The sequence below is a fragment of the Candidatus Chloroploca asiatica genome (genome assembly GCF_002532075.1).
GTDB classification, from domain to species: domain Bacteria; phylum Chloroflexota; class Chloroflexia; order Chloroflexales; family Chloroflexaceae; genus Chloroploca; species Chloroploca asiatica.
The window spans coordinates 26,217-44,528 of record NZ_LYXE01000110.1 but is presented as its reverse complement, the minus strand read 5'-3'; the positions used below and the strand labels follow the sequence as shown (position 1 = coordinate 44,528).

Annotated in this window: 9 protein-coding genes; 3 read left to right on the top strand and 6 right to left on the bottom strand. The window is 58.4% G+C overall.

Features of this window, described 5'->3' with window-relative positions; genetic code table 11:
* Positions 1 to 30: 30 nt before the first annotated feature.
* Both A9Q02_RS14330 and A9Q02_RS14325 read right to left on the bottom strand, forming a co-directional pair.
* Positions 31 to 4,965: a tetratricopeptide repeat protein gene (locus tag A9Q02_RS14330; RefSeq protein WP_097653769.1), complete on the bottom strand. Its 4,935-nt coding sequence runs from the start codon at positions 4,963 to 4,965 to the stop codon at positions 31 to 33.
* Positions 4,966 to 5,100: 135 nt separating this feature from the next.
* On the bottom strand, positions 5,101 to 6,630 hold the full coding sequence (locus tag A9Q02_RS14325) for an MFS transporter (protein ID WP_245860554.1): 1,530 nt from the start codon (positions 6,628 to 6,630) through the stop codon (positions 5,101 to 5,103).
* Between the two features lie 221 nt (positions 6,631 to 6,851).
* On the opposite strand from A9Q02_RS14325, the gene A9Q02_RS14320 reads away from it, so the two are divergent.
* Positions 6,852 to 7,403 carry a CvpA family protein gene (locus A9Q02_RS14320; protein ID WP_097653768.1) on the top strand — a complete coding sequence of 184 codons (552 nt, stop codon included), beginning with the start codon at positions 6,852 to 6,854 and terminating at the stop codon, positions 7,401 to 7,403.
* 57 nt (positions 7,404 to 7,460) lie between these two features.
* Here the strand turns inward: A9Q02_RS14320 and A9Q02_RS14315 are convergent, their stop codons facing one another.
* On the bottom strand, positions 7,461 to 9,704 hold the full coding sequence (locus A9Q02_RS14315; RefSeq protein ID WP_097653767.1) for an NADP-dependent malic enzyme: 2,244 nt from the start codon (positions 9,702 to 9,704) through the stop codon (positions 7,461 to 7,463).
* A 135-nt stretch (positions 9,705 to 9,839) separates the two neighbouring features.
* Positions 9,840 to 10,061 (bottom strand): hypothetical protein, encoded by a 222-nt coding sequence (locus A9Q02_RS14310; RefSeq protein WP_097653766.1) that lies wholly within the window; start codon positions 10,059 to 10,061, stop codon positions 9,840 to 9,842.
* A gap of 141 nt (positions 10,062 to 10,202) precedes the next feature.
* Here A9Q02_RS14310 and A9Q02_RS14305 point away from each other — a divergent pair, with 141 nt between their 5' ends.
* Positions 10,203 to 11,396 carry an MFS transporter gene (locus tag A9Q02_RS14305; protein ID WP_097653765.1) on the top strand — a complete coding sequence of 398 codons (1,194 nt, stop codon included), beginning with the start codon at positions 10,203 to 10,205 and terminating at the stop codon, positions 11,394 to 11,396.
* A 65-nt stretch (positions 11,397 to 11,461) separates the two neighbouring features.
* Here A9Q02_RS14305 and A9Q02_RS14300 read toward each other — a convergent pair whose 3' ends face one another.
* The gene (locus A9Q02_RS14300) at positions 11,462 to 13,486 is read right to left on the bottom strand and encodes an AfsR/SARP family transcriptional regulator (protein WP_097653764.1); all 2,025 of its coding nucleotides are present in this window, start codon (positions 13,484 to 13,486) and stop codon (positions 11,462 to 11,464) included.
* Positions 13,487 to 13,857: 371 nt separating this feature from the next.
* On the opposite strand from A9Q02_RS14300, the gene A9Q02_RS14295 reads away from it, so the two are divergent.
* The gene (locus A9Q02_RS14295) at positions 13,858 to 17,169 is read left to right on the top strand and encodes an FG-GAP repeat domain-containing protein (protein WP_097653763.1); all 3,312 of its coding nucleotides are present in this window, start codon (positions 13,858 to 13,860) and stop codon (positions 17,167 to 17,169) included.
* A gap of 80 nt (positions 17,170 to 17,249) precedes the next feature.
* On the opposite strand, the gene A9Q02_RS14290 is transcribed toward A9Q02_RS14295, so the two are convergent.
* Positions 17,250 to 18,308 (bottom strand): ABC transporter ATP-binding protein, encoded by a 1,059-nt coding sequence (locus A9Q02_RS14290; RefSeq protein ID WP_097653762.1) that lies wholly within the window; start codon positions 18,306 to 18,308, stop codon positions 17,250 to 17,252.
* Between the last annotated feature and the right edge of the window lie 4 nt (positions 18,309 to 18,312).

Below are 18,312 nucleotides of genomic sequence, written 5' to 3'. Positions count from 1 at the left end.
CTAGACAGGCGGCCTGATAGTGGATCCTGTTCATTGGGTGAACGTGGCGCCATACGCTTGCATGGCGTCGGTATACCGACCTTGTTTGGAATAGGCATCGCCTAGCAAGCGGGTCAATGGTTGTTTGATCGCCGGTTCTTCGATGCTTCCCATCAAGGTTTCGAGTTCGGATACCATCTGTTCAAGGCCTTGCCCGGCGCGAACAACGCGCTTGAAGGCCCGGGTCATAATTTCTGGCCGGTTCGTTTGTGCGCAGAGATGACCGATTGCCATTGCCAGGCCGTAGTTGTCTGGTTCTTCGTCGAGTTGTCCAAGATAATCATCGAGCAAGGGATCACCAGTTGGCACAAAGCCAGCAAATTCGGCGGTGGTAGCCAGGGCTGCCGTTGCTTCGGCTTGCCGGAAGCGCCGAGGTTGCCGCTCTTCCTCACGGTAGCGCCGTGGCGCTCCTTCTCGTCGGGCATACCGCTCTTCATCACGACTCAGTTGAGGCGATGCAGGTGGCACGGTAGGCGTGATACTTGCCGGACGTGGCGGCGGGGGTGGTTCGGCAAAGCGTTCGCTCATTGGTGGCAAGATGACGCGCGCCGGTGTGAGAAGTTCGGCTTCCTCTGTCGACGCGTCCCAGATATCATCCAGGTTATCGAGTGGCTCGGGCTCAAAGTCAGTATCAGCTGGATCTGCCTCGGTCACTGGCTCTTCAACCCGCGGCTCGGTGCGTGCGGTGACTCTTTCAACTGGGGTTGCTTCGGCCAGATCGAAGTCGAATTCGTCGTCGTCAACAGCCTCGGTTGCGCCTGGCCCGTCTTCGCCTGTCGCGTCAACCGTCGGGGCTACTGCCTCCTCATCACTAGATACGCCCAGGAGGCTAGCCTCCTCGACACTCGCTTCGAGCATAGCGATCTCATCGGGGGTGAGGCCAAGATCGCTGAGCGAGAAGGGTTCCAGTTCGGCTTCAGGCTCGCCTGTTGGTGCCATAACCGACCCTGGTTCCTCGGTTTCCTCAATGATATCGGCCTCGAAGAGTGCGATCTCATCGGGGGTGAGGCCCAGGTCAGCGAGTGAGAAGGGGGTCAGATCGGCCTCTTCGCCCGCTGGTGCGCCAGGTGCAGCGGCTTCTGGTTGACCGAGACTATCGAGCCCGAGGGCGGCAAGTTCGTCATCGCTCAAGCCGAGTTCGTTGAGCGAGAAGGGTTCAAGCTCGGTGGAAGAGGGTTGGCTTGCGGCTAGCCCAGCTTCGGCGTCAAAGACATCACCGATGGCTTCAAGTGCTTCGCTTTCGGCTTCACCTTCGAGGTCAATGACCTCATCGCCATCACGAATCTGGATGCCAGCATGATGGAGTGACCACGCCATCTGTTCGATCTGGTCGGCTTCGGCTTCAGGATCAGAGACCATGCTGATAATATCGGTCAGATCCACATAGCCTTGCTGCTGACCCAGGGTTGTCAGATGCCCCAGGGCAGCCTCTGGATCGTCGGCGATCTTGAGCGACGGTCTTTCGCCTGTCATTGACTCGAGGTTGCCAAGGTCAAGACCAGCCAGTTCTTCGCTGGTTACGCCCAGTTTCCGTTCTTCGGCATCGGGGGCAAACGCATCAAGATCACCGAGATCAAGATCATCCAGCGAGAAGGGCTGTACATCGCCACTGATGCCTTCGTCGTCGTGCTCGAGCGTGCGTGGCTCACCTGTCTCAAGGTCAAATTCATCAAATGAGAAGGGTTGGACGTCGCTTTCAAATATGTTGGTGAAATCAGTGTCGCTCTCGGTGGGTAGTTCAGCTGCTGCTTGATCTGTCTCAAGCATGTCTGGCGTTGCCTCTGCTGGTGCTATCGGCGGTTCAACCTGGGGGCTAAACGGGATTAATTCTGGTTCTTCACCGCGTGACCACCCGGGCACGATCGTCTCACCAGTGACTGGCAGATTGAACTGTTCCTGATTTGCTGCTTCGAGCGCGGCAATCTCTTCGGGTGAGAGGCCCAGATCGGCGAGCGAGAAGGGCGTTAGATCCACGTCCTCCCCGAGCGTCGCTTCAGGCAGTTCAACGCCCTCAAGCGCGGCAATCTCTTCGGGTGAGAGGCCCAGATCGGCGAGTGAGAAGGGCGTTAGATCCACGTCCTCCCCGAGCAAGCCCATTTCACCACTGGCAGTCATGGCTGCCCCTTCTGCAGCTTCGGCTTCCAGGGCGGCAATCTCTTCGGGTGAGAGGCCCAGATCGGCGAGCGAGAAGGGCGTTAGATCCACGTCTTGCTCAGGTGGGGGTGAAAGGGTGAATGCGGCAGGCTCGACCTCGGCATGTGCTTCAGCGGCGCGTTCTTCACCTTCACGAGGCAAACGAAAACCTGAAACGAAACGCTCTGGCTTGCCCGACGTCTCTTCACGCAGGGCGACATCATCATCCGAGAAATACCCAGCTGCTTCGGCCTCTTCATCATCAACCGGAGCCAGTGGTGGCGGTTCATGAGGGGGCCGCTCGGCGGCTTGCTGGGCCAATTTGCCAAAGATGCTGACGCCTGATGGCTCTGGTTCTTCTTGTTGACCAAAGCTCGTCCGTTCACGGGCTGCAGGTTCTTGCCAACTGAAGATTTCTGGCTCGTCACGCTCTGGAGCCTCTTTGTCGCCTGGCGTGGCCGTTGCCTCGTCTAACGAGAAGGGCTGTAGGAAGGATGGTAGTCCCTCAGGGTTCTCTTCGAAGTTGCTGAGGTCGAGATCATCAAGCGAGAATGGCTGCAGATCATCGAAGTTAAGATCAAGATCGGTCATCTCACTGAATGCTGCCGTTCCCTCTTCCTGAGAACCTTGGGTCTGGCGCATTTCCTGCCCTTTGCTTGCCTCTTCCGCGGCGATGGCAGCTTCAAAGTTAGCGAGGTCACCTTCGCTGAAGCCGAGGTCATCGAGCGAGAAGGGGGTCAGGTTGACGTCGTCCTCGGTGGCGGGGGCGGCGTCTTCGGCAGGGACGGCGGCTTCGAGTTGCGCGATTTCGTCGGCACTGAGGCCAAGGTCATCGAGCGAGAAGGGGGTCAGGTTGACGTCGTCGTCGGTGGCGGGGGCGACCTCTTCGGCAGGGACGGCGGCTTCGAGTTGCGCGATTTCGTCGGCGCTGAGGCCAAGGTCATCGAGCGAGAAGGGGGTGAGGTCGACGTCCTCGTCGGTGGCGGGGGCGACTTCTTCGGCAGGGACGGCGGCTTCGAGTTGCGCGATTTCTTCTGGGCTGAGACCAAGGTCATCGAGCGAGAAGGGGGTGAGGTCGACGTCCTCGTCGGTGGCGGGGGCGACTTCTTCGGCAGGGACGGCGGCTTCGAGTTGCGCGATTTCGTCGGCACTGAAGCCGAGGTCATCGAGCGAGAAGGGGGTCAGGTTGACGTCGTCCTCGTCGGTGGTGGGTGCGACCTCTTCGGCAGGAATGGCGGCTTCGAGTTGGGCGATTTCGTCGGCGCTGAGACCAAGGTCATCGAGCGAGAAGGGGGTGAGGTCGACGTCCTCGTCGGTGGCGGGGGCGGCGTCTTCGGCAGGGACGGCGGCTTCGAGTTGGGCGATTTCGTCGGCGCTGAGACCAAGGTCATCGAGCGAGAAGGGCTCGAGGTCGACGTCGTCTTCGGTGGTGGGTGCGACCTCTTCGGCAGGAACGGCGGCTTCGAGTTGGGCGATTTCGTCGGCGCTGAGACCAAGGTCATCGAGCGAGAAGGGGGTCAGGTCGACGTCCTCGTCGGTGGCGGGGGCGGCGTCTTCGGCAGGGACGGCGGCTTCGAGTTGGGCGATTTCGTCGGCGCTGAGACCAAGGTCATCGAGCGAGAAGGGCTCGAGGTCGACGTCGTCTTCGGTGGTGGGGGCGGCATGCTCTACAGGAGCAACATCTTCCGTAAACGCAAAGGCTGATGTTGACGGCTCAACATCAGAAGGTGCAACAGACTCAGCCAGAGGAGGCTGCTCATCAAAACTGAACGGCGTCACCCCACTCGCTTCAGCGAAAGCGGTCTCTTCTTCAAAGCCAGCCTCCATCGCCAGCAGACTAGCGAGGAAATCATCTTCATCATCAAAATCGCTGACAGCAGGGGATGGGGGCAGTTCCGGCAGCACCTCCTCAGCGGTCTCGACCGGCTCTACTGGGGGAGCGGCTTGCGCGAAGATGGCATCGGGTTCTTCGCCGAGCATCGTCTCGGGCATTGCTTCGGCCTGATCACGTCGAGCGAGCCAAGCAGCCTCGTCCCATGCGGGCACAACAAGTTCTGGGCCAACGATCCCAGGCATCGGATCAAAGAGCGCATGGGCGACCAGTTCATAGGGGTCGAGGGCCTGAGCGCGCTGCCAGTAGGCTTCACCGGCGGGATCGCCGCCAGCGAGGAGGATATAACCAAGGAGCAGATTTGCCTTGAGCACCTCGGGACGCTGGGCAAGGATCGCCTCACACAACTCGACCACGGCATCTTCCTGCCCATCGCGCCAGAGAGCCTCAGCGAGGCCAACGCGGGCATCGAAGCGATCGGGATGCTCCTCAATCACGCCACGGAACTCTTGAATAGCCTGAGGGAGCATATGGCCCTTGGCATAGAGGCGTGCGAGCCCGGGGCGGCTCAAGCGGAGGGTTGCGCCCTCGGCCCCCCAGAGATCGGTATAGAGGCGAAGCAACTGCCCGCGCAATTCGGGCATATCGGGCCGAATCTCGAGGGCCTGTTCAAACTCAGCGATCGCGTGTTCAAGCTTCCCCTGGCGTTCAAACGTAATCCCGAGGCCAACGTGAGCGGGAATGCTCTCGGGATCAACAAAGAGCACGCGGCTAAAGGCAGCCTCGGCCTGATCGAACTGACGTCCAGCGAGATAGGCCTCACCAAGAACCCGGTGAGCTTCAAGATTTTCAGGAAAGTGGTCAAGGATCTGCTGAGCCACACCAATCGCCTGATCGACCTGATTGGCCTCAAGATAGTTGCGGGCCTGATCATATGCGGCTTGCAGGCTCATCGTAGCCATGCGAACGCCTCCTGCTATACTTTGCAGAGCGGTGGGGGAGGAAACATCCTGAAGGTGAGCAGGGTACAACACCAGCTATCAGCATACTACCCCGCCTTTCATGCGTTAAAGTATATGCTGAATACAAGGCTGATGTCAAGGGGAAGCGAGCGTACGCCAAAAGACAGCGGCCATGAAGATACGACCGAGGGACGTGAGCACAAAGAGGAACGCGAGACCGGTCACTGTAACCAGCCCGAGACTGAGATGGATCTGGGCAAACCAGAGCGCGAGGCTTCCACCGAGGAGGCCAGCGATCAAGGTTCCGAAGCCAGTCACGGCCCCATAGCCAGCGATAGCGGAACCGCGATGGGCGGCGGGAGCGCATTCCATCAAGACATTGGCGAGTCCTTGGGTCAGGCCGGGCCAGAAGACGCCTGTAAAGATCGCGGCGAGCCAGATTGGCAAGAGATTCGTGGGGGTGGCGACGACCCATGCCAGGGGCAGCGGCACCGTCCCGATCATACATCCAACGAGCACCAACCGCGAGCCGAGGGTATCCTGCAGCCGTCCAATCAGCGGATTAAAGACGAGCGAAACCGCGCTGGTGACAATCACCGTGAGGCTAAGGGTAGCAAAACTGATGCCAAGGACGGTCAAGCCATAGGCAAAGAAAAAGGGCGAGGCAATGCCAGTCACGAGTGCCCAGCCGACATTCGCCATCACAAACGAACGAAACGGACGTTCCTGAAAGGGCGCACTGAACATCTTGGTGAGGCGCATACGAGGTTTGGGTTGCACAGGTGGTTCAGCCTGGCGATGGATCAGCAGTGCGGCACCGATGGCCGCGAGCACAGCAACCGCAAAAATCAGGGCATAGCCTGTTGCCTCACGGCCTTGAAGGCGAAAATGGTCAATCGTCAGGCCAGCGAGGAACGTGGTAATCATGGCCGACAGCGTCGCAACGGTATTGCGGATCCCAAAGTAACTCCCACGGCGACGAGGGGGCACAAGATCGGTCATCCAGCTCAGCCAGGCATTGCCGGCGATGCCATTGGCGGCATACGAACAGGCTAGCAAGGCGAAAAAGGTCAACAAGCGCGTATCTTCGGTCAGCGCGAGGAAGGGCAAGGTCAGGAGTGCGGCCCAGATCAAACGACCGACGAGGGTGCCGGCCAGCACTAGGCGGCGGCGATGCCCAAAACGATCTTCGAGATAGGCCGCGACAAACTGGGTCAACTGCCCAATGAACGGTAGCGCACCGAGGATCCCGATGTGCAAGCTATTGGCGCCGAGCAACACGGCAAACCCGGTCAAAAAGACACTGCCACCGATGGCCCCGGTGATGGCAAGGTGGACATTAGCGACCGCGCCTTCAATGGTTGAAAGGCGCAGGGCCTCCCGCACTTCGGCCTGAGAGAGGCTTGAAGAGGGAACTGATGCAACGCTCATAGTAGCCTGTTCAGGCTCGGAAGGGGCCGCAGCGAGGTTGTCGTGCGGCATCGCTGCGTGATCTACCCGATGCAGCGGTGGCAGTTCGGTTGGCGCATCAATCAACGGGGGCACGGCAACCGAAGGATCGATCGGAGGCTCGTCGGTGAGGAGATTGGCCTGAAGTGCTGGCTCGACATTGAGGGCATCAGAGGGAAGCGGAGCGGAACAAGATCCCGTGGCAAGGGCGCTCATAGGTACATATCCCCGAAATCAAAACCCTGGAACCATGTGTGAGAAACAAAACCCGCATGAGGTCTGACGGGCGCTCAACGGCACATGGCATGAAACCATCTCTTCTATGGTAATACCTGGGCGAGCGGTGTCAACTGTCTAAAGACTGAGATCGGGCTGAGGAGGCGCTATGTTATAATCCTTGCGCACATACCTACCCGATTAGGGAAGAGGAGCGCGGCATGAATTTTATCGATCTGGTACTGATTCTTCTCTTCATCGGAGCGATTGCGGCTGGTTTTTTTCAAGGCATGATCCGTCTCCTCATCGTCATTGTCTCGCTCTATCTTGCCATTGTGCTTGCCAGTCTCTATTATGCTCCGCTGGGAGAATTTTTTGTGCGCAGCTTTGGGACTGAGCGTTTTGTTGGTCAGTACATTGGTTTCACGATCGTCTTGATGCTTGCCTTTATGTTTCTCACGGCGGCCGGGATCTACACCTTTCGGTACGCCCAGTTACCGGGGAGCCTGGAATACGTTGATCGCATGGTTGGCACACTGCTTGGCATGCTCTTTGGCATCATCCTGATCGGGATTTTATCGACTCTGATGTGGAATCTGATGATTGCGCGGGGTGGGCAAGATATCGGACTGCCCATCTTTAGCATGCTTGGCAACAGCATTGCGAACTCATTTGTCTTGCGCTATTTTGCGACCGTGTTATTGCCATTGACGTACAGCTATATTGACCCCATTTTGCCTGAGGCGGCGAATTTACTGTTCATTGTCAGGTGAAGCTTGCTGAGGCGCTGATCCGCCCACCAGCAACGCTGGCGGGCGGATCAGCGCTCTTTACCCCTGGGCATCGACCGCGGCAAAGGCGGCGAGGTTGACGATATTGCGCACCTCATCGTCGGGGAGCAAAATATGCACCGAGCGATGCATGCCCATCAAAATCGGCCCAATCGCCTCGGCCTCACCGAGGCGCTGGGTCAACTGATAGGCGGTATTGGCGGCATCGAGATTGGGGAAGATCAGCACATTGGCCTTTTTGACGCGACTGAAAGGATAGAGTTGCTCGGTAATCTCAGGGACGAGGGCCGAATTGACCTGCATTTCGCCATCGACGGCGAGATCGGGGTGGCGTTCTTGCAGAATGCGGGCAGCCTCGGCCATGCGCTGCGGACCTTCTTCGTGGGGAGCGCTGCCAAAATTAGCAAACGAGAGCATCGCGATGCGTGGCGTGATGCCAAAGCGGGTGGCGACTCCGGCGGCAAGTTCGGCAATATTGGCAAGTTCTTCGGATGAGGGCGTGACATTGATCGCGGTATCGGCGAAGAAGACGACGCGGTCGTGAACGATCATCATCTCGCAGCCTGCGGCGCGGCGGACACCGGGGCGGGTTCCAATGACCTGGAGGGCGGGGCGCAAAGCTTCAATATAGTTCGAGGTAAGGCCAGAGAGGAAGGCATCGGCTTCACCGCATGCAAGCATCAGCAGGCCGTGATAGTTGGCCCGCATCGCCAATTGACGGGCCTCGATATGGGTTAGCCCCCGGCGTTTCCGTCGCTCGAAGAGCACCTCGGCATAGTGTTCGAGGCGGGGTGACTCACGGGGGTTATAGACTTCGGGCTGATAATCAAGGCCAAGGCGCTGGATATGATTGGCAATGACCTCGGGCCGACCCAGCAAGATGGGCCGACCAAGGCCCTGGGACTGAATCGCAGCGGCGGCGCGAATAATGCGATCCTCCTCACCTTCGGCAAAGACCAGGCGTTTTGGATTGCTGCGCGCCTTATTAAAGATCGACCGCATCAACGTCCAGCCCTTGCCGAGACGGCTTTCGAGAGTATCGCGGTAGCTCACAAGATCAACGTGACGGCGCGCCACGCCTTCTTCCATCGCCGCCTCGGCAATCGCCGGGGGAACCCAGAGCAAGACACGGGGGTCAACAGGTTTGGGGAGGATATACTCTGGACCAAACCGCAGACTATCGAGGTGATACGACTTGAGCACCGAGTCGGGGACATCCTCGTGGGCGAGGGCGGCGAGGGCGTGGGCGGCAGCGAGTTTCATCTTATCGGTAATGCGGCGGGCCCCGACATCGAGTGCGCCGCGGAAGATGAAGGGAAAACCGAGGACATTATTGACCTGATTGGGATAATCGCTGCGTCCGGTAGCGACAATCGCATCAGGTCGGGCGGCCCTGGCCTCGGGATAGGGGATCTCGGGGTCGGGATTAGCGAGGGCAAAAATGATCGGTTTTGGGGCCATGCCCTGGATCATTTCACTGGTGACGGTATTGGCAGCCGAGAGGCCAAGAAAGACATCGGCCCCGACGAGCGCATCGGCGAGCGTCCGGGCTGTTGTTTCTTGCACAAAGCGTGCTTTGAAGGGATCGATGGTGCCGGGGCGACCGGCGTAGATCACGCCTTTGGTATCACAGAGGGTAATATTGCCACGGGGCAACCCAGCGAGCACCAGCAGTTCGGCGCAGGCAATGCCAGCGGCGCCGGCCCCGGCAATGACGAGACGGGTTGCGGCCATGGTGCGGCCAGTCAACTCGAGGGCATTGATCAGGCCTGCGGTGGCGATAATTGCGGTACCATGCTGATCATCGTGGAAGACCGGAATATCGAGGAGTTCGCTGAGGCGTTGTTCGATATAAAAACACTCGGGAGCCTTGATATCTTCAAGGTTGATGCCGCCGAAGGTGGGGGCCAGGGCCTGGACAACCTGAATGATCTGGTCAGGATCGGTCAAGTCCAGCTCAAGATCAAAGACATCAATATCGGCAAAGCGTTTGAAGAGCAGTGCCTTGCCTTCCATCACAGGCTTGCTCGCCAGGGCACCCCGGTTGCCCAGACCGAGCACAGCGGTGCCATTGGTGATCACGGCGACGAGATTACCTTTCGCGGTATACTCGTAGGCGAGTTGCGGATCGTTGGCAATCTCGAGGACAGGAATGGCAACCCCTGGCGTATAGGCTAGGCTCAAATCGTACTGGGTTAAACTTGGTTTGGTTGGGACGACAGCGATCTTGCCCTTCCGTCCTTCGGAGTGATAACGCAGCACTGAATCACGCGAAATATCCATAAGATGGCTCCTGATCCTGATCATTGGCACGTACGTGTGGTAGTGTACCACGCCTTGGTGACACAAAAATGCGAGGCAAGCCATGCTTGCCCCGCATTGTGTGCGGACGATGGGGAATTATACAGCGATCAGGAGCTACGCATACTCTTCTTCAAACTCACGCCAGCGCAACGCACCGATGCCAACTGTACCTGCCGTTGCCCGTTCCTGGAGCATATGCACCAGGTTGAGATCTTCGGCCTCGCGGAGGGAGTGCAACACTTCGCGCCACAGATCAGGGCTCAACACAACCGAGGTGATGTTGTTGCGGGAGTCAACAGTAAACTGCACGTTGCGGGCGAGTTCTTCCGTTGTCATGAGAGCTACCTCCATGGTAGAGAATATGGGACGGCGCCTGGTAAAAGTGAAGACGGGTCGGGCTATGATGCAGGCTGTGATTATATGGTGCGCCGCTGTTTCTCATTGTAGAGGGGCGAGATACAAAGAAGGTTCAAACATTTGCGCTCACGACAATTGGTCCTCATTGGCTTGATGTTTGTCGGTTTTATCAGTCTGGGCCTACCTGATGGTCTGTTGGGGGTCGCGTGGCCTTCGATTGCCGCCACCCAGGAGGTTGGGCTTGGTGCGCTGGGGTATCTGCTTGCTGCGGCTTCAGTTGGCTTTTTGACGGTGAGTATGTTGAGTGGCCGCATCCTGGCTCGGCTGGGGGTTGGGGTCTTATTGGCCGTGAGTTGCCTGGTGACAGCGCTGAGTCTGCTTGGCCTGGCGCTGGCCCCGGCGTTCTGGATGCTCTTGCCGATGGCGATGTTGCTGGGGGCGGGGGGCGGCGCGATTGATGCCGGGTTGAATACCTATGCCGCCGCCGCGACCAGCCCGCGGGTACTGGCCTGGTTGCATGCCTGTTATGGCTTGGGGGCAGCGGCGGGGCCATTCTTGATGACGGGCCTGCTGGTGCGTGACCAACCCTGGCAGATCGGGTATCTGCTGGTGGGAGGTGGGCAACTGGTGCTGGCGCTCGCCTTTTTCTTGAGTCGGCAGCGCTGGGTTGCTGATGGGCCGGTCACACACGCACACGCTGTGCGTAGTCCCGTCGCGTTACGTACCACTGCCAAGTTACCGACAGTCTGGTTGAGCATCCTGGTTTTTGCGCTCTACACAGGGCTTGAGGTGAGTGTTGGGCAATGGACTTACACCCTGTTTAGTGTCGGGCGCGGGTTTGACCCGGCCAGTTCAGGGCAGTGGGTTGGTTTTTACTGGGCTGGGTTGACGTTAGGACGGGTAGTCGCGGGCATCGTGGCGGGGCGTTTCAGCCAGACGACCCTGCTCTGGGCGGGGAGTTTGGGGGCCACGGTGGGGGCTGGTTTGATTGGCTTGCTCGCGGTGCCGTGGGCGGGCTTGATGGGCATGCTCTTGATGGGTTTTGCGCTCGCGCCGATCTTTCCTGCGTTGATCGCGACGACGGCGCAACGTGTGGGGAGCGTGCATAGTGCGAATACGATCGGCTTTCAGATTGCGGCAGCCAATCTGGGGGCGGCGTTGCTGCCGTGGGGGATTGGTTTAGCCGCAGGGCGTTATGGTGTCGCTCTGATCGGCCCATTGATCGTAGGCGCGGCGCTCATCTATCTGGTCGTTTTTGGAGTGATGATGCGGAGCGGGGGTGGTGAGCGCCCCGTGGAAACGTCCGTGGGATAGGTCTGGTTAAGCCACGGGGTCGCTGATGGTTGGCGTGGGATGGGCCGGGGGTGCCTGGGCGATCTTCAAGACGGCTGTGACGCGCTGGTCGCTGGCGGCCTCGGCTGATCGCCTTCATGGAAGCGACTGGTTGCCACATAGTAACGTAACAAGGCTTCGATCGCTAGCTCGAGGTGGGTCACGGTGTCGCCCCTGGCGGCGTGATGCCAGGCCGCCCGGATATTCGCGAACTGGCGGCCCAGTTGCTGAACGGCATCACGAGGCGCGGGTCCAGCAAGGGCGTCCAGGCTTGCAATGAGCAACTTGAGGTAATAGCTACTATGCGCCATACGTACAGCGCCCTGTTCTGGGTCATTGGCGAGTTGTTCGTTGGCGTAGTAGCGCAGCATCTCGTGCAACTCGTAGTAGCCCTGATCGCTGGTACGCAACAGCGATTTGCCGAGGAACAGATCGAGCGCATAGCTTGACGTACCGGCAACGCTCCGCGCCGCTTCGGCGGTGAATGATCCAGAGAAGATCGCCAGACGACGGTAGCTACGTTGCTCAAAGGGATCGAGCCGTTCCCACGAGCGTTCAAACACCGTGCGGAGGCTCTGGTGACGGAGCGGGGCATCGTGGAGGGTGGATTGCAAGCGATCACGATCATGTTCAAGGAGGGCGGCAATCGTTGTGCAATTGAGGTGTGGGGTGAGGCCGGCCGCCAACTCGATGCCAAGTGGCAACCCTTCGAGGATGTAGCAAATCTGGCTTATCGCGAGCAGTTCTGAGGAAGGAGGTGGGTCGGCATATTCAAGGTGAGCGAGACGGAGGAAGAGTTGGATCGCGCTATAGGTTGTGATGGTGACGGCTGGATCGACCTGTGCGAGGGGATAAGCGAGCCCTTCAACCTTGAGGCATACCTCGTTGCTCAAGCTCAGGCGTTCACGTGACGTAACGAGGAGTTGCACGCCTGGGGCAGCCGCAAGAAGCGCCTCGACGAGCGCAAGGCCCTCATCCCGGACGTGCTCGAAATTGTCGAGCACCATCAGCATCTCGCGGTTGGTCAGGAAATTGAGGAGATCCTCGTGCGGGTTGCGTTGGCCAGAGAGCGGAAGTTGGAGCACCTCGGCGATCGCCTGCCCCAGATCGGCCCCACTGGTGAGATTCGCGAGGGGCACAAAGCAGACTCCATCGCGCCAGGCGTAGTGCTGGTGGGCGGCCGTTGCCAGGGCGATGCGTGTCTTGCCAACGCCTCCTGGCCCAAGCAGCGTGACCAGGCGAAGGGGGGCAACAACCAGATATTGGTAGAGCAGACCAAGCTCATGTTCGCGTCCGACAAGGGGAAGGGTTGAGGCAGGGAGGGGCGGCGGGCCACGCAGGCGCGCTATGCTGATGCGTGCATAGAGCGCATCAGTCTCGGGCATAGGGGTCAGCCCCATCCGTGCATGCAAGATCGTCTGGCAGGTCGCGTACTGTTCGAGGGCCGCCGTATACGCGCCTTGCTGGGCGAGCAAGTGCATCAGTTGGCGATGTGCCTGTTCGCGGCATGGATCAAGGGCAAGGAGCTTGCGGGTGGCCGTAATAGCCCTGGGCCAGGCACTGTGGCGGGTTGCCGTGGTGATCAGAGCATCGAGGGCACCGAGCACCCGCCCGTGGTACCAGGTGCGCCGTTCGTAGAGCCATTCAGCAAAGGCGAGCTCGTGCTCGATCGCAACTCCGGCCATAAACTCGCCACGATAGAGCTGGATGGCCTGATCGAGCGTGTCAAGACTAGTTGGGTTGTCGAGATCATGAACAGTGCTGAGGAGTTCTTCAAACTGCTCGCTATCAAGTTTGACCAGACCCTTGGGATCGAAGGCCACACTCTTGCGATCGGACTGGACATACCCGGCGGGGAGCGTTTTTTGGAGATTATAGAGCGCCATGCGCAGATTAGCCTGAGCACGTTCTTCGGCCATGTCGCCCCAGAAGAGCCCGGCGAGGGCACGGCGCGAGTGCATACCACGATGAGCGGCCAGATACCCCAGGAGTGCAAGGGATTTTTCGGGGGTAAAGAGGGCTGCTTTGTGTCCATCCACCACAAGTTGCATGGCACCCAGCAGAAAGAGCATAACAGCATTTTAGCATGAGTCTTGCTTGTATTGACGTTGCGTTGACGGAACCTCCGTAAGATAGAAAGCATCCACCTTTTCTCGGCGTGACGCTTCATGCAAGGCATGAGTAGTGTGTGAAGTAAGTTTTCTGCTCTCGGTATTGGCTTCGACAAACTCAGCCAACGGCGGACGATGGGCGTTGCGAACGGACGGAGGCTGAGCTTGTCGAAGCCTAGTGCCGACTTCAGTTGGCTGAGCCGGAAGCCGACTGAAGTCGGCACTACCTGGTTTCATTCTTAAAAGCCATGAGCCGGCTGAAGCCGGCACTCCCTTCGGCAGCAGAGCAGAAAACGTACGTTACAGACTACTAATCAGAAGGAACATAACCTATGCGCTTGATTATGAGGTTGACCCTGGCGAGTCTGTTCTTTTTCACGCTGGTGGGCAGCGTGCCACTGGCACCACCTTCGGCTTCAGCGCAACAGGGTGGCTCGATTCCGTTGCATCGTCCTGGGCAGCCTTCGAAGTTGACGAATCTTGAAGAGGTACTGGCCCAGAACCCTGGGCTTGATCCGCTTGCTGGCAGCGCAACGCTCCTTGATGCGGCCGACATTGTGTTGTTTTGGAATGGACCGACGCCAACAAGCACGACGCCGGATGATGTTGCCTACCACACCTTTTACGATGCGGCAGGCCCGGTCTTGCCGGTGACAAGTCCCTTAACGAATACGATCGACGCTGGATGGGCGATCACACCAACCGAGGCCCTGAGCCGTAACGTTGGCCCGGATGTTGGTCGTTTCCAGCGTAGCCCGATGGATGTGGTCACCTTCAACCTTGATGGCAACCTGCGCAGCAATGTGGTTGGTGCGTGGCCTGATCGTGAGCGCCGGGTGATCCTGTTTGTGCCCGAGTTGCAGGGGGGCGAGCAGGCTTTTACCTGGGAGCGGGCGTACACTGCTACGTCAGGCATTACACTGACGCGGTGGAGCGACGAGATGCGGCTGGCTGCGGGCGATCTTGATGCTGATCGTTCTGACGAAATTGCGCTGGCGTATCAGGGGGAAGACGGGCAGTTGCATCTCGAGATCTTTGATGGCAACGGGGGCCTCGAACTTCGTCGGCGTGCGGCGATAGCGGTGCAGGCTCCCGCCTCCACTTCCTCTAATATGCTCAATTTTGATCTGGCGGTTGGCGATTTCAACGGCAACGGGCAGAGCGAACTTGCGCTTATTGCGGTCGAAGAGAATGTGAACGAGAGTGGCTACTGGGGTATTTATGTTCAATTCTTCACCCTGGTGAACGATACGCTGGAGCCGCGCCTGAAAACGTATCTGGTTGGACCAGAGGTGGTCGAGACGCTGGTGTCGAATGCTTCGCCTGGCAATCTGGCGGTGGCTGCCGGCAATTTCGACGACGACGTCGCGCTGGAGCTTGCTTTTGGCTATGGGATCAATAGCAGTGACAAGCGTGAGAGTTTCGCCGGCATTTTCGATGTACGCGCCGATCTTGGGGCGGTCACGGAACGTGATCGTCAACGGGTTGATCAGAATGGAGCCTCCTTTCGCACGATCGCCGTTGGTGATATGAATCTCGATGGCAAGGATGAACTTGTTTTTTATATTGAAAACAACCTTCGGCTCTATCGGATCGATGATCAAGGCAAGCTTGCCCTGGTTGATAGTCTGACGTCGCTTGGAAATCGGGGGAGCAGTCGTCGCCCGGTGGCAATGGCCGATCTGAACCGCGATCTGCGGGCTGAAATTGTCGCGGTGAACTATCGCTACAGCACTGGCAACCAGCGTCAAGAGACCCAGGTTATCGTCTATGGGGCCGACCTTGACGTGGGAGGCAACATCAGCAGGGTTGTCGAGCGTACGCAACTTACGCATGCGACGGTCAATCAACCTTGTTGTTCAACGGAATATGCATTGGCGCTTGGCGATTTTGATGGCGACCGCGTGCGGCTCGGCCCGCCGGTCTATCGGCGTGAGACGAACGTGGGCCAGGTACTGGCGATCATCAACGCGCCGCCGAGTCATTTTGACATTCTGCCTGACGGCACCGAAATCAGCGTCAACGTCTGCCAGAACCCGAACATCCCCAGTGAGTGTGCGACCAGTGTCTATTACGAGACAAGCACCGCGACCAGCGAGATTGCGGTTGACATTCAACGGAGTTGGACCCTGGGGAGGAACAGTACAGAAGATGTGCAGGGACCGTCGGTGATTGACGAAGTCATCAACGAGATCAAGCGGATCAATGCGGCCCTCGTCCCACCAACTGATCCTTCGGCTGAAGATCTGATTCGTTATATTGAGCAAAATGTGATCAATCTGAACGGGCCTGAAATTGTGACGCGGATGATTGATCTGCTCAACAGCGGCAACAACGTGCTTGGCTCGCATGTTGCCACGAGCATCGAGCGCAGCTATGGCACCAACTTTGAGAAAGCCACCACGAGCATCGAGACGGTACGCCTGCGGCAATCGATTCTGGCGGGGCGTGACGACGTCATCATTCGTACCGAGAGCGACTATGACACCTGGGAATACCCGATCTACACTGATGAAAGCAACACCGTAGGCGGGCATTTGCTGGTCGTTTGGCCGGTCTGTGACAACAACCAGTGCAACGTCAGCGCCGAGACGATTGTGCCGGGCAAACGGCTTGCGTCGGGCTACATCCCTAGCCATGAGCCACTGAATCTCTTGTCGTACCCTCGTGAGGCGCCACCGAACTATCGCCTGTACAACCGGATTGCGCAGTTTCGGCGGGTCAGCGTGGGCGAACAAGTCACCGAATTTGAGTTGACATTGAGTAAAATCCGCGAAGACCGGGGCAGCAACAGTCGTTCGCAGAACATCGTCAACGGGCGCGAGGTCCAGACAGGCGGTGCCGAAGGCTCAGTCGAAGTGAGTGCCGGTTTAGATTTTGGGTTCTTTCAGATCGGCGGCTCGGCCTCGTCAGATTACAAGCGGCCCTACTTTGTCGAGCGCTACAGTGATGAATACGGGTCGGAGCGGATCTCGAACCACGAATTCCGCCTTCAGGAAGATACCGTCGTGCGGATCAGGATTGGTGCATTGACCGGCGAGGCGGTGCGCTTCCCGTATCGGGTCGAACCATTTGTCTACTGGTCACCTGGCTTCAACGCCTTTGTGATTGACTACGCTGCCGAGCCCATTGTTGAGCCGGGCAATGGCTGGGATCAGTATTACAACCAGCCTGATCCGGCCTTCAACCTCCCGTGGAGGCGAGGCGATCAGGGCGATGCGCTGCGGCGCTACACCCGCGAGATCCGAGTGCTACCGGCCTTGCCTGAACCGAGAGAACAGGTACGTGTGCAGGTACCGATCCACAACTATGGCCTACAAGATCAGAATCAGAGCTTCAGCGTAGCCTTCTATCTTGCCGACAGTGGTTCGACGAACCCACAGAACCCGCCTGGCCCGGATCGCCTGATTGGGCGCACCGTTGTTGACGGCATCCCGGCGCGAAGTTCGGTGAACGCAGAGGTGAACTGGATCACCCCGGCAGAGCGGGGGCTGTATACGATATACGCCGTGATTGAACCTACCGCAGGGCAACTTGTGCAGGTTCGTGACGACAATGATGCGGCCTACGGGTTCATTAGCGTTGGCAGTAGTGGACAAGGCCCCCTGGTGCCACAGGCTTATCTCCCGTTTGTGCGGCGCTAGAGACGTTGTCATACTTGCAAAAACGCGATGATAAAGGCCAGCTTCGCCGGCTTTTATCATCGCGTTTTTGCATATAAATTCTAATCAGACTTCTCCATCAGCCAGCAGGCATCTACGGGAAAATGGATCGCGAGCGTCTCACTGATGCGCGGCAGCTTGAGCGTATGTTCGTTGAAAACATCGAGCGAGAGCGGATGATGCTCGATGCGTAGACCGATACGAACAATTGACCCCAGGTAGGTGACCGATTCCACCTCGCCGTTGAGGGTATTAGCGTCGGGCTTTGCCCCAAGATTGATCTCTTCGGGGCGGACAGCGAGTTGCACTGGTCGCCCATTGAGCTGACCAAAGCGCCCGGCGCGCAGGGTCTGGCGACCGAGGCTTACGACCCCATTGGCGGGATTGAGCACGGTGACCGGCAGCAAATTGATATGCCCAACGAAGCGAGCGACGAACTCGGTCGCTGGTGCATTATAGATTTCAGTTGGGGTACCGACCTGTTCAATCTTGCCCTTGCTCATCACCACAATGCGATCGGAGAGCGAGAGGGCCTCTTCTTGATCGTGGGTCACATAGATTGTCGTAAGGCCCAACTGGCGTTGAATACGGCGGATCTCGTGACGCAACTCGAGGCGAATCTTGGCATCAAGCGCCGAGAGCGGCTCATCGAGCAAGAGCAACTTTGGGCGAATGGCGAGGGCGCGGGCGAGGGCCACGCGTTGCTGCTGACCGCCTGAAAGTTGGAACGGATAGCGCTGGGCAAACTCCTCCATCTGGATCAGCGCGAGCATCTCGTGGACGCGCTGCATCATTTCGGTTTTGCTTTTGCTCGTGATTTTCAGGCCATAGCCTACATTGTGCGCGACCGTCATATTTGGAAAGAGCGCGTAGGACTGAAAGACCATCCCCACATTGCGTTTATTGGGAGGCGTATTGGTAAGATCGGTGCTATCAATCGTAATGGTGCCTGCTGTGGGTAATTCAAAGCCGGCAATCATACGCAAGGTGGTTGTTTTGCCACAGCCGCTTGGCCCGAGGAAGGAGATAAATTCCCCCTGGGTCACCGCCAGATTAAAATCCTCGACGACAACAGCTGGGCCAAACGCCTTGCGGATATGGCTGAGTTCAAGATGAGTCATGTCT

What these genes read in the sequence shown, in the direction of transcription:
- A9Q02_RS14330 (WP_097653769.1), bottom strand. Translation starts at nt 4,965, where the DNA reads ATGGCTACGATGAGCCTGCAAGCCGCATATGATCAGGCCCGCAACTAT.
- A9Q02_RS14325 (WP_245860554.1), bottom strand. Translation starts at nt 6,630, where the DNA reads ATGAGCGCCCTTGCCACGGGATCTTGTTCCGCTCCGCTTCCCTCTGAT.
- A9Q02_RS14320 (WP_097653768.1), top strand. Translation starts at nt 6,852, where the DNA reads ATGAATTTTATCGATCTGGTACTGATTCTTCTCTTCATCGGAGCGATT.
- A9Q02_RS14315 (WP_097653767.1), bottom strand. Translation starts at nt 9,704, where the DNA reads ATGGATATTTCGCGTGATTCAGTGCTGCGTTATCACTCCGAAGGACGG.
- A9Q02_RS14310 (WP_097653766.1), bottom strand. Translation starts at nt 10,061, where the DNA reads ATGACAACGGAAGAACTCGCCCGCAACGTGCAGTTTACTGTTGACTCC.
- A9Q02_RS14300 (WP_097653764.1), bottom strand. Translation starts at nt 13,486, where the DNA reads ATGCTCTTTCTGCTGGGTGCCATGCAACTTGTGGTGGATGGACACAAA.
- A9Q02_RS14295 (WP_097653763.1), top strand. Translation starts at nt 13,858, where the DNA reads ATGCGCTTGATTATGAGGTTGACCCTGGCGAGTCTGTTCTTTTTCACG.
- A9Q02_RS14290 (WP_097653762.1), bottom strand. Translation starts at nt 18,308, where the DNA reads ATGACTCATCTTGAACTCAGCCATATCCGCAAGGCGTTTGGCCCAGCT.